At 67.0% G+C, this 12,110-nt stretch carries 8 protein-coding genes; 6 read left to right on the top strand and 2 right to left on the bottom strand.

Annotated elements, in window-relative coordinates:
* Positions 1–677 precede the first annotated feature (677 nt).
* A complete protein-coding gene (locus tag LDO29_RS14010) occupies positions 678–902 on the bottom strand; it encodes a hypothetical protein (RefSeq protein WP_224080393.1) in 225 nt (74 codons plus the stop codon).
* A 546-nt stretch (positions 903–1,448) separates the two neighbouring features.
* On the opposite strand from LDO29_RS14010, the gene LDO29_RS14005 reads away from it, so the two are divergent.
* The gene (locus LDO29_RS14005; RefSeq protein WP_224080392.1) at positions 1,449–3,500 is read left to right on the top strand and encodes a serine/threonine protein kinase; all 2,052 of its coding nucleotides are present in this window, start codon (positions 1,449–1,451) and stop codon (positions 3,498–3,500) included.
* Positions 3,501–3,536: 36 nt separating this feature from the next.
* Here the strand turns inward: LDO29_RS14005 and LDO29_RS14000 are convergent, their stop codons facing one another.
* Entirely contained in the window at positions 3,537–4,757 is a 1,221-nt protein-coding gene (locus LDO29_RS14000; RefSeq protein ID WP_224080391.1) for a formylglycine-generating enzyme family protein, read from the bottom strand.
* A 326-nt stretch (positions 4,758–5,083) separates the two neighbouring features.
* Here LDO29_RS14000 and LDO29_RS13995 point away from each other — a divergent pair, with 326 nt between their 5' ends.
* The 5 genes from LDO29_RS13995 to LDO29_RS13975 all read left to right on the top strand — a co-directional run bounded on the left by LDO29_RS13995 (position 5,084) and on the right by LDO29_RS13975 (position 12,069).
* The gene (locus tag LDO29_RS13995) at positions 5,084–5,509 is read left to right on the top strand and encodes a DUF4399 domain-containing protein (RefSeq protein WP_224080390.1); all 426 of its coding nucleotides are present in this window, start codon (positions 5,084–5,086) and stop codon (positions 5,507–5,509) included.
* Positions 5,510–5,527: 18 nt separating this feature from the next.
* Entirely contained in the window at positions 5,528–5,956 is a 429-nt protein-coding gene (locus tag LDO29_RS13990) for a DUF4399 domain-containing protein (RefSeq protein ID WP_224080389.1), read from the top strand.
* A gap of 409 nt (positions 5,957–6,365) precedes the next feature.
* Positions 6,366–7,880 carry an efflux transporter outer membrane subunit gene (locus LDO29_RS13985; RefSeq protein ID WP_224080388.1) on the top strand — a complete coding sequence of 505 codons (1,515 nt, stop codon included), beginning with the start codon at positions 6,366–6,368 and terminating at the stop codon, positions 7,878–7,880.
* Between the two features lie 218 nt (positions 7,881–8,098).
* Positions 8,099–10,690, top strand: a complete 2,592-nt coding sequence (locus LDO29_RS13980) for an FHA domain-containing protein (protein ID WP_224080387.1) — start codon at positions 8,099–8,101, stop codon at positions 10,688–10,690.
* A complete protein-coding gene (locus LDO29_RS13975; RefSeq protein ID WP_224080386.1) occupies positions 10,687–12,069 on the top strand; it encodes an HlyD family efflux transporter periplasmic adaptor subunit in 1,383 nt (460 codons plus the stop codon). Before LDO29_RS13980 ends, LDO29_RS13975 begins: the two co-directional genes overlap by 4 nt.
* Positions 12,070–12,110: the final 41 nt, after the last annotated feature.

The raw sequence follows: 12,110 nt of genomic DNA, 5'->3' as shown, positions 1-12,110 counted from the left end.
CGCTAGGCCAGCCGCATGGTCCCTGGCAGGCAAACAGCTCAGTTCAGGCTGTTCAACAGGATCGGAGACGAGGCTACGTCGGTGAGCGGTGCGTTCTGTCGGCCACTGATACAGCAAAACAAACGCGATCGGCGGCGGAGAAACAGAGCTTGGGAGGGCAGCGGATTCGCCTTGGCGGGATGTGCCTGGCGGGTGGCGGAACTCACAGTTGCGAAACTCACGGCGCGGATTATAGCAGAACCATCAAAATTTGTTGCGCTGCGAAAAAGTAACCAGATATGTCAGGCCGCCGGCACATCGGACACTGGCGTTGGCACTCACATCCGCGCGGTGCCAATTCCGGGTTGAAAGCAGGAGAGGCCAGCCTATACTCAAGGCGCGAGCAAAGGATTGCTCGCTCGGGGCGGACAATAGAGTTCCCGTATTGGCCTTCTACAACGATACTGGTTCGCTGCTCGCCGTGAGCATTGCGGTCATTGTCGCCACTGCCAGAATTCCCGCGACTCTCCGGGTGGTCCGGTGGGGCGTCCGCGTCATGGGCGGAATCATGGGAAACCTGCTTGGCAAGGAATGACCGAACTGCTGATGGCGTTGACCCAGAAGGTCCGGGGCCGTCCGCAACCAGCCCGCCACGTCATGGCGGGCTTTCTATTTCGGTGGTGCGTCCGGGGCCAGCGTCACTTGCGAGGCAGCTTGCCCTCAATGCGCTCCAGCGGGCGGACGTGCGGGTTTGCCGGCCAACCTTGCGGATACGCGACCAGGCGGGACGGTCCGCGCTGCCGCAGTCCGTGCCAGCCACGTCCACCTGTGCCACCGCTGCGGCTGCCACCGAGGATGGCGGTCATGGCCTCCCGGTCCAGGTCGATGTTTTCAGTCAAGTCCTTGATGACGATCACTGCCATGGCTTTCTCCGGTCGTGCGGCGCCGCGTCCGCGCGGGGGCGGCGCCGATTCAGTATAGGCGTGCGGTCCGATGCGCAAGCAGGCCGCTGCGCCACACGTCGCGCAGCAACGGGACTGCACCGATCGCGCCGCGCACCGTCTCGATGCAGTCACTATTCGCTGCGACGCATTCCGGTCGACGTCTCAGGCGTCTCCCGAAAGGCAGGAACACGCAGGAGCCATGCCAGGTTTCGGACTGCGGGCATGTGGAATTCGCGGGCGCCAATCGCCAGGCGGGTTTGCGGGATGGGAACACGTTGCGTGCTGCGATCGTGCCGATACCGGACCAGCCAGACTGACGGGAATTCGCCAACAGATCGATGTTCGTTGTTGGCGCGGCACCGACAGCGGCTTGCCTCGATGTGACCCGTCCGGGCACTAGGTGGCAATCGCGCCGCGGCACGCGCACGCGCGGTTTGCGGATGCCAAGAGTGCGCACTAGTATCCATCGTGGACGGGGCGTTTGCGTGAGTGCGTTCCGCTTGCATCGACTTCGGGGCAACGCCGGTGGCCAGTGTCAAAGACCTGATTCGGAAGTTCCAGAACGGTGGGCTGTCCGACGACGAGTTCGTCGCGTCATTCGACATGGCGCTGGCGCAGGAGCACACCACGCCGAGCCAGCTGGCACGGGTGATCGTCGAAGAGAACACCCGTTTCCCGTTCCCCCCCGCGGTGTACGCCGAGGTCATGCGCCGCATCGAGCGGCGCGGCACGACGCAGTACGATCCGGCGGGCGAGTCGACCCACATGGAAACCGGGCCTGTGACCGGCTCGCTCTATGCCACCTCGCCGGCAGTCGGCACCGTGCCGCCGGCCTCGCGGCCGAAGGGCGTCGGCGATACGCTGAACGGGCGCTTCGTGCTGGAAGAGTGCCTTGGCGTCGGCGGCATGGGGACGGTGTACAAGGCCCTGGACCTGCGCAAGCTGGAGGCCTCCGACCGCAAGCCGTATATCGCGATCAAGGTGCTCAACCTGCAGTTCAGCGGCCACCCCAAGTCGCTGATTGCCCTGCAGCGCGAAGCGCGCAAGGCGCAGACGCTGGCGCACCGGAATATCGTCACCGTCTACGATTTCGACCGCGATGGCCCGGTGGTCTTCCTCACCATGGAATACCTGTCGGGCAAGCCGCTCAGCCAGATTCTCAAGGCGCCCGGCTTCACCGGCATGCCTATGGCCAAGGCCATGCCCATCATCGCCGGCATGGGCCATGCGCTGGCCTATGCGCATGAGCGCGGCTTCGTGCATTGCGACTTCAAGCCCGCCAACGTCTTCCTCACCGACAGCAGCGAAGTGAAGGTGATCGATTTCGGCATCGCGCGCGGTTTCCTGCCGCCTGCGGACGAATCCGACAAGACCGTATTCGATCCCGGCTCGCTCGGCGGCATGACACCGGCGTACGCGAGTCCGGAGATGTTCGAGCACCGCGAGCCCGATCCGCGCGACGACATCTATGCGCTGGCCTGCGTCACCTACGAGCTGCTGACCGGCCGGCACCCCTATGAACGCATGTCGGCGAACCAGGCGCGTGCGGCGGGGCTCAAGCCGGCGCAGCCGCGCGAGCTGTCGCGCACACAGTGGAAGACGCTGCGAGAGGCACTGTCGCTGGACCGCGAGACCCGCACGCCTACGGTCGAACGCTTCCTGGCGGGCATGAGCGCGGCGTCGGCGGTGCCGCAGCGGCCGGCGTTGCTGGCGGGCGTTGCCGTGGCCGCTGTGGTGGGCGTGTCGGCGGTCGGCTACTTCGCATGGCGTACCAGCCGGCCGGCACAGACGCCGCCGGTGGTGGCGCAGGCCGGCAGTTCGCCGACCGCACCGTCCACGACGCCCCCTGCGCCATCCACGTCGACAACACCGCCTGCTCCTGCCGCGCGCCCGCCGGCCGAGGCGTTCTCCATGCCAGCGGTGTTGCGTGTGACGGCCGCAGTGCCATGCTCGCTGCTGGCGGCGACCTCGCCGGAGAACGGCAGGGTCCACGTGCGTGGCTACCTGGCCGAGAGCGTGGGCGTGTCGCGCCTGCGCGAGCAGCTCAACGCGCTGCCGGGCGTGAAATCGCTGGACGTGGATACGCAACCGCTCAGCGCCGACAAGTGCGATATCGCACGCATGATCGCGCCATACTGGTCCGGTCGCCGCGAGGGCGCAGCCGCATCGTCGCTGCGCACGCGCGGCAACCATACACAACTGACCGAAGGCACGCCGCTGGTGCTGGAGCTGCGCACGCCCGCGCAGGATTCGTATGTGTACGTCGACTACTTCGCCGCCGACGGCAATGTGGCCCACCTGGTGCCGAGCGCGCGCGTGCCCGGCCACCAGGCGCCGGCCAGCTACAGCGCCACCATCGGCGACGGCGGCGACTGGGTGATCTCGCGGCCGTTCGGCACGGAACTGGTGGTGTTGCTGACGACGCCGGCGCCGCTGTTCGACGGGCGGCGCACCGAGGTGGAGTCGAGGCAGGACTACCTGAAGGCGCTGGAAAAGCCGCTCGGGCAGATGGCCCACAAATACGGGCAGGACCGCATCAGCGCGGACCTCGTGGAGATCTCCACGCGCGCGAAATGAGCGTCATGGTGCCATGAGCGTCGATGGGTCGGGTGGCTACTTGATGTCGCGCGCGACGCGGAAGCCGTTCTGGGACTGCCGCACGCTTGCGCTGTACTTGAATCGCGTGGAAGACACCATGTAGCTGGTGCCCTCGCGCCATGAACCGCCGCGGATCACGCGCGCGCCGCAACTCGCTTCGTCCCAGCTCCGGCCATCGGTTGGCGCATTCTTGTAGCTGCTGTGCCAGCAGTCGCTGACCCATTCCCACACGCTGCCGTTGACGTCGTAGAGGCCGAAGGGGTTGGCCGCGAACGATCCCACGTTGGCCGGCGCATCCTGGCTCCACGGGTCGCCGCAGTCCTTGCAGTTGGCCGTGCCCTTGCGCATCTGGTCGCCCCACCAGAATGCCGAGGCCGTGCCGCCACGCGCCGCGTATTCCCATTCCGCTTCAGTGGGCAGGCGGTAGGTCTTGCCGGTGGTCTTGCTCAGCCAGCCGACGTACTGCTGCGCATCGTCCCAGCTGACATCGCGTATTGGCGCGGTCTTGGCGCTGTTCGCCACGGTGGCGATGCGGTCGCATCCGCCCGTATCCACGCAGGCGTTCCATTGCTCGACGGTCACCTCGTAACGCCCGATCGCGAACGGCTGGCTGATCGTGACATGGTGCGGCGGCTTTTCCGCCGGGTCGCTGGCATTGCTGCCCATTGTGAAGCTGCCGGCAGGCAGACTGACGAGCACGGGGCAGGCCGGGCAGTCGTGGATCTCGCCCTTGACTTCGACCGGCTTGCGCTCGCCGCCAACGCTGACCGGGCCGGAGACCGTGGTGCCCGGGCGCGAGGATGGTGCTGCCGCGGTGGCCGGTGGTGCGGACCGCTGCTGTGCCGGCGGCGCAGGTGCGGGTTTTGCTGGCGGTGTCGCGGCGGCGGGTGGCTGGGCCGGCTTGGCGCGCTCCGGCGGCGGGCTCTTGGCGGCCGGCGCGCTGGCCGCGCTCAGGCGCTCGATGCGCGCCCTGGCAAGCGCCGCGAAGCGGCCGTTCGGATACTGCTTGAGGTAGGCCTCGTAGTCGCCGGCGTAGTTGCTGTTCTTGATCGATTCCCAGAACGTCAGCTCGTACTGCTCATCGCTGTTCTTGGGCAGGATGCCGGCCAGCAGCATAGGTGCCGCATCCGGTGCGGCGGACATTTCGCCGGCGGTTGCCGGGCCGGCCATGCCACCGAGGAGCGCGCTGGTGCCCAGCACGGATGCAAGCAGAACGACAGGAGGTTTGCGCCACATATTCGGACCCTGTTGGAACTGCGGCCAGCCCGATGCGCGCGCTTGGGCGGCGCCTCGGCGCATTGTGGTGTTGCCGTGACGTTGGCTTGCTTCAAGATAGCACAGCGATTGTGAATCCGGAGGTGCTTGCATGAGGCGCCGTGGCGCGCTGCCCATCCGCGCCGCGGAAAAGCGGGGCGGCGATGTCATGGCGAGTTCGCTTTTTGCCGGGTTCCGTTCTAACCTGAATACCGAATCGCCGAGCGCTGGCCAATAGCAACCAGAAGAACCACGGGCTTGCGGGACAACGTGATCGGGTTTCGGACACTCTCCGGGAGGCGCCGCGTATGTCCAGACGATTCCTGCTCCGCCTGCTGGCGGCCATGGCCGTTGCCGTTGTGCCGTCTGTCTCGATGCCGACTTCGGCGCCGCCGAATGCGGAGGTCTACATCATCTGGCCCCCTGACGGCGCGGTCATCACGGGCGGCAAGTTCTGGATCCGCATGGGGCTGCGCAACATGGGCGTCTGTCCCAAGGGCATCGAGTCGAGCAAGTGCGGCCATCATCATCTGCTGATCGATGTGGACCTGCCGCCGCTGGACAAGGAAATCCCTTCCGACAAGAACCACCTGCACTTCGGCGCGGGGGAAACGGACGCGCGCATCGAACTGCCGCCGGGCAAGCACACGCTGCAGCTCCTGCTGGGCGATGCCAAGCACGTGCCGTTCGACCCGCCGCTCTACTCCAAGAAGATCACCATCACGGTGAAATAGCGCGAGGGGGGATCCACCATGTTCAAGCTGCTAGCCGCCACCTTGCTCGGCGCGAGTCTCCTGCTGCCGGCCGCGGCCATGGCTGGGGAAACGCCGGCTCCGCCCAACGCCTACCTGTACATCGGCTATCCGAACAACGGTCAGGTGCTCCCGGCAGGCAAACCGTTCCGCGTATGGTTTGGCCTGCGCAACATGGGCGTGGCGCCGAAGGACGTCAAGTATCCGAAGACCGGCCACCACCACTTGCTGATCGACGTGGACCTGCCGCCCATGGACAAGGAAATTCCGAACGATCGCAACCACCTGCATTTCGGTGCCGGCGAGACCGAGACCATGGTCGAACTGCCGCCCGGCAAGCATACCCTGCAGCTGCTGATGGGCGACGACAAGCACATCCCGACCAATCCCCCGGTCTACTCCAAGAAGATCACCATCTACGTGAAGTGATCGCATCCGCGCGGCGGCGCGCATGCCGCCGCGCACATCATGCCCGCGCTGTTGCCTGACAGCCGACAGATATCGCGCAACTGTTGGTCATAGCCCGTCATCCATATGGGCGTGGCCACTGCTCCATCTCGCAGGCGACCATTCGCGATGCCGCTGAAATCCGCTTGTTTTCAGGCATTTGCAGCCAGGACAGCGCGCGCATTGCGAGGCTGGCACAACCTATGCGTCAGTGCTCCGGAAAGCGACACCAGCAATACCATCCTACCGGAGCCCGACATGACCACGCTGCAGAACAATATCTTCAGCTAGGCCGCCGCCGCCGCCGCCGCTGCCGATATCCACGCCGTTGCCGCCGCCCCCATTTCGGGGTTGGAGCGTGCGCCGGCGCGAACCACAATACAGACACGCAATGCAGGTCCGGCCACCACGGTGGCCGGGGTCCCGCGCGTGGTTGCAGGAAGACATCGTGACCAACGCCTCTACCGAATCGCCACTGACTGTTTCGCGGCCGCGCCGGGCTGCTGCATGGGTTGCCGCCGCTGCCTGCGCGGGTTGGCTGGCCGGCTGTGCGGACTTCCGGCCGCCGGTGTACGAACGTCCCGAAACGCCTGCCAAGGCAGAATGGACGCGACAGGAGTCGATCACCGTATCGCCATCCGAGACCGTGCAGCCGAACTGGTGGCAGGGCTTCCGGGATCCGTATCTCGACAAGCTGATCACACAGGCACTGTCCGGCAACTACGACATCAAGGTGCTCGCCGCGCGCATCCGCGTGGCGCAGGCACAGATCGGCGAAGCCAAGGCCGGCGCGCTGCCCGTGGTCGATCTCAACGCGGGCGCAAGCATCACGAAGACAACCAGCCAGCCGACCTTGCGCAGCTTCAACGCGGGCGCCCAGTTGAGCTGGGACATCGATATCTGGGGCAAGGTCGAGAAGGGCGTGCAGGCGCAGACCGCCGAGTTCCATGCCACCGAGGCGGACTGGCGCGCCGGCTACCTGACGCTCGCCGCCAATGTATCGACGACTTACTTCCAGATCCTGCAGTTCGACGAACAGATCGATCAGCAGACGCGCACTGTGCAGAAGAATGGCCAGATCCTCGGCACGTACCAGGCCATGTTCCAGAACGGCCTGGTGCCGAAGATCCGCGTCATGCAGCAGCAGGCGGAAATCAACCGGCTCACCAAGGACCTGATCGAACTGCGCCGCTCGCGCGACGTGACGGAGAACGCGCTGGCCACGCTGGTTGGCGTGCCGGCGGGCAATCTCAAGGTGCCGCCCGGCAAGCTGCAGGACCGCGTGCAGCCGCCGCCGGTGCCGGCGGGCCTGCCGTCGCAGCTGCTGGCGCGCCGGCCCGACATCGTGGCCGCGGAATATCGCGTGCTGGCGGCGTACAACATTGTTGGCCAGGCCCGGCTCGCGCAGCTGCCGAGCATCAGCCTGACCGCGAACGGCGGTGCGGCCAGCTTCGCGCTGAGTAGCCTGCTGAAAACTTTCACATTCGGCCTCGCGCCGAGCATCAGCCTGCCGATGCTGGACCCGAACGTTCGCGCCCGCATCAAGACCACCGAGGCGCAGGTCAAGGTCGTGGAAAGCGACTACGGCCGCACCGTGATGAACGCGTTCGAGGAGGTGGAATCCGCGTTGGTCAATGTCGACGCGCACAAGAAGCAGCGCATCGAGTTGCAGCAACAGGTTGACCAGCTGCGCGTGGTGTCGGCACAGATCGAGGCGCAGCTCAAGGAGGGCGTGGTGTCGCAGCTCGAAGTCTTCGAGACCGAGCGCTCGCTGCTGACCGCGCAACTGTCCTTGTTGGCTGTCCACCAACAGATCCTTGCCGATACTGTCACGCTCTACAAGGCGCTCGGCGGCGGCTGGTCCGACGTGCAAGTGCGCAACGCCGCGTCGAACAGCGCGCCCTGACGGCCGCACGGCGCCGGCGCGCCAGGCAGCGTTCACGATACATCGGTTCCGGAGAGTGCAGGGCACGCCCGCGGTTTGCGCCGCATGGGCGACACCCTGCGCACAACGGCCGGCACTCAGCCAATTGACTAGCGAGAGGCGTCGCCTACTATGTTGATTGACGATTCATCCCCCCGGTGCGGCAGCGGTCAAGGCTGCGCTGTTGGTTTCTTGGAAACATGGCTCCTGACGATGCACTGATCATGGAAATGCCGGTGAGGATGGGTCAGGAGTTCGATATTCTGCTGACGCCCGTCTCCCGTCCGGAGCTGGGCGAGATCCGCATCGGCGAGGACTTGTTCGCCGTCGGCCGGACTGAAGCACCGTTCGTTTCCTACCCCGAAGAGCTGACCGCGGCGCTGTCGCGCCGGCATGCGCGCATCTTCGCCGAGCACGGCGCGGTCTACGTGGCCGACCTGGGCAGCAAGAACGGCACGCGCATCAATGGCGCCGACGTCGCCGGGCACCCGCTGCGGCTGAGCGATGGCGACGAGCTTTCCTTCGGCACGGCGCTGTCGTTCCGTGTACGGCTTTCGCCGCGCGTGCCCGCGCCGGAACCGCCGCGCGTGGCGGTCACGCTGCAGCCCGAGCGCAACGACCTTGGCCTGCAGCCGATCGAGCTGAACGGCTTTCCATACCTGATCAGCAAGGCTGACAACGCGTTTGCGCGCTACCGCGACAGCCATCCGCAGCAGGTCAATTACCTGTCGCGGCGCCACGCGCATATCTACCTGAAGTGCGGCATCCCGTTCCTGGAGGACCTGGGCAGCACCAACGGCACCTTCGTCAACGGCCATCGGCTCGCCGACCACGGCCTGCCGCTCAACGATGGCGACCTGATCGCGTTCGGCGGCAGCCACTTCGTCTACAAGGTGGAAGTGCAGCGCGAAGGCGATGCCGACGCAACCGCCACGCGCACCGTGCTGGCCGGGCCGGAGATTGCCTCCGACGTCGAGCCGGTGGCCGAGCATGCCGTGGCGCCGGTTCCGGACGTGGCAGACGAGGGCGGGGACAAGACCACCTTTGTCGGCGCGGCCGACTCGTTCCTCGACATCTTCTGCGTCGACTACGCGGCTCGGCAGGAAGATGAGGTCAACGCCGATGCCGAGGCGCAAGCCGCCGCGGCTACCGACGCGTCGGCGCGCAAGGGGAACCGCCCGCGCAGCCGCATGGCGCTGCTGGCGGCAGAGATCGCCGGGCGCTTCGGCCTGAACGACCCGGCGCGCTTGCGGCGAGCCGGGCGTTGGGGCGTGGCGCTGGTGGCGCTGGTCGCGGTGGGTCTGGGCGTACTCTACCTGCGCGGCATGCCCGAGCGCGACGTGAAGTCGCTGCTTGCCGACGGCCAGTACGCGCAAGCGGCGAAGGCTGCGGATGCCTATCTCGCCAGGCATCCCGATGATGCGCCGTTCCAGGCCATGGGGACGGAAGCGCTGCTGCGCGCCTACGTGCCGCAATGGGCAGGCAAGCTCAAGGCGCAGGATTTCAACGGCGCCGCCGCGGTACTTGCGGACATGGTCGCGGGCAGCCAGCACAACGCGGACGCTCGCCCCCTGGTGCGCGAGCTCGAGTGGATCGGCAACCTGGAGCGTTACTTCGCGCAGCGCGGCGGTGCCGATGCGCCGATCCACCTCTACACCGACGAGGCAGTGATTCGCGGCCTGCTGACGTACTGGAACCAGGACACCGCCGCGCACCAGCGCGCGCTGGGACGCATCGCCGGCTATGAGCCGGCATTCCGCGACGTCTATGCGAGTGCGCTGAGCGATGTGCGCAAGCTGCAGACGGACGAGTCGGTCTACCTGGCCGCTATCGAGCGGCTCAATGCGACGATCGCGACCGAGCTCGCGCGCGACCAGCCCGAGGCCCTGCAACCGGTGCTGGCCGACTACAGGGAGAAGTACCCGCGGCTGTCCGGGATGGACAAGCTCCAGGACGATCTGCGCCGCTACACCGCGCTGATGCAGCCGCTGCGGGCACGCAACCCGGGGCCGTTGGTGGCGCGCATGGCCGAGGCGAAGTTCGTCACGCCGCCGTTCCAGGCCCAGTACGCGCGGCTCGCGCAGCGCCTGCCCGGTACGGACGTGGCGCGCCAGTACGCGGTGGCCGCGCAGGCCTGGCAGCGCGGCGACAGCGCCACGGCCATCGCGGGCCTGCGCCGCATCAGCGCCGGGCCCTGGGGCGACGACGTGGCGAAGGATGCCGCGCACAAGCAGCAGGTCGCCGCACAGTACGCGGCGCTGCAGGGCGCGCGCGGCGCCGGCGGCTACGAGGACAAGCTGCTCGGCTTCTATGCCATGCTCGATCCCGACGAGGACAAGTACTACGCCAGGGCCGTGGAGGCCGATGTCACGGCCATCCGCGACAGTGCCCTGCGGCGCGCGCGTGAGCTGGTGAGCCGGGCCATCGCCGGGTGGAAACAATACCGCGCCAACGGACAGATCGGCGGCGACCAACGGCTGGAACCCGGCATTTCGCCGAAGTTCCGTGACCAGGCGCGGCGGCTGGCGCAGGCGCAGGAAGACGCGCGGCAGGGGATCCGCATCGTCAGCCAGCTCAAGGCGGGCGAGAGTGCGGATCTTGCGCAATGGAACAAGGCGGAGGAGGAGATCCGCGCGGAAGTCGATCAGCAGCGCCGCGCCTTGCAGGAACTGCGCATGGTGCTCGATCCGGCCGTGCTCAAGGCAAAGCTGGAGCTGCTCGGCGGCGAAGGGCAGGGTGCCGAAGCGCAAGCCGCAGCGGCACCGGACAAGCCAAACGAGGGGCGGCCATGAACGACGCGCAGGGCGGCAACCGCCTCAAGCCCCTGTCCGAGGCGCTCGAGGACCACGGCGGCGAAGGCCTCGCCATCCTCACCGCCGAACCGTGGCGGCTGAGCCTGCTGACGGTGGTGACCACGTTTGCGCTGGTGGTGTGCGCGCTGATCTGGTCGTTCTTCGGCCATGCGGATGTGATCGTCACGGCCGAAGGCACGCTGGCGCCGGAATCGGAAGTCAGGCGCTTCTACGCACCTGTCGATGGCGAACTCGCGGACCTCTACGTCGCGGAAGGGCAGCCGGTATCGAAGGACGACGTGCTGGCCCGCCTGAACGCGCGCGGCGCAATCGAGGCCGCGGCCAATGCATTGGAAGCGCAGCTCAAGCTCGAGGACTCGGAGCGCGAGTGGAAGCAGTTTCCGGAAAAGAAGGCATTGATGGAGCGCCGCGCCGCCGCGCTCAAGCAGCAGATCGACGTGGCCACGCGCCAGCACGAGACGCGCATTGCCGAAGGCACGACACGGCTCACCGAGCAGCAGCGCGCGCAGATACAGGAGGCGCGCAGCAACGTGGAGAACTCGCGGCGCGCACGCGACTTTTCGCGCCAGGAACAGGACCGCTATGCGCGCCTGTTCGCGCTGCCGGGCGGCGGCGGTGTGTCGCAGTCGCAGGTGGAAGCCAAGCGCGCAGCGACGCAGGAGGCCGAGAACAGCCTGCGCGTAGCGCAGTCGCGGCTGGCCGAACTGGAAGCCCGGCAGAGCCAGGAACTGACGCAGGCCAACGTGCAGCTCGAAAGCAGCGGGCAGGAGCTGGCCGGGCTGCGGGTGCAGTATGAGGCCGCGCTGCGCGAAATCGCCAGCACGGAGGACAAGCTGCGCCTGCAGGTGCAGACCGCTCGCCTGGTGGCCGACGCGGCTGCGCGCATCCGCTTCGAGAACATCGACAAGGACAATTTCCTGCTGATCCTGGCGCCGGTGTCGGGCGTCATCACCGACGTCACCTCCACGCAGCGCGGCGACAAGATCCAGGCCAATACACCGATCGGCGGCATCGCTCCCAACGACGCACGCCCCGTGCTCAAGATCGCCATTGCCGAGCGCGACCGCGCATTCCTGAAGGAAGGCCTGCCGGTCAAGCTCAAGTTCAACGCGTTCCCATACCAGCGCTATGGCCTGATCGAAGGCACGCTCGAATACATCTCGCCAGCCACCAAGCCAGGCGGGCCGGACAGGCAGCCGGTCTATGAGGGCCGCATCCGCCTGGCGCGCGACTACTACACCGTGGGCGACACCCGTTATCCGCTGCGCTACGGCATGACCGCCACCGCCGAGATCGTGGTGCGCGAGCGCCGGCTGATCGACCTGGGCCTGGATCCGTTCCGGGAGGTGGCGGGCTAGCGGGAAACGCGGATCTCGTGGAGCACGTGGAGCACGTGGAG

Source organism: Cupriavidus laharis (assembly GCF_914271435.1).
In the GTDB taxonomy this organism is placed as follows: Bacteria; Pseudomonadota; Gammaproteobacteria; order Burkholderiales; family Burkholderiaceae; genus Cupriavidus; species Cupriavidus laharis.
Note: the sequence above shows the minus strand (reverse complement) of the source record. Positions and strands in the feature narration are given on the sequence as shown.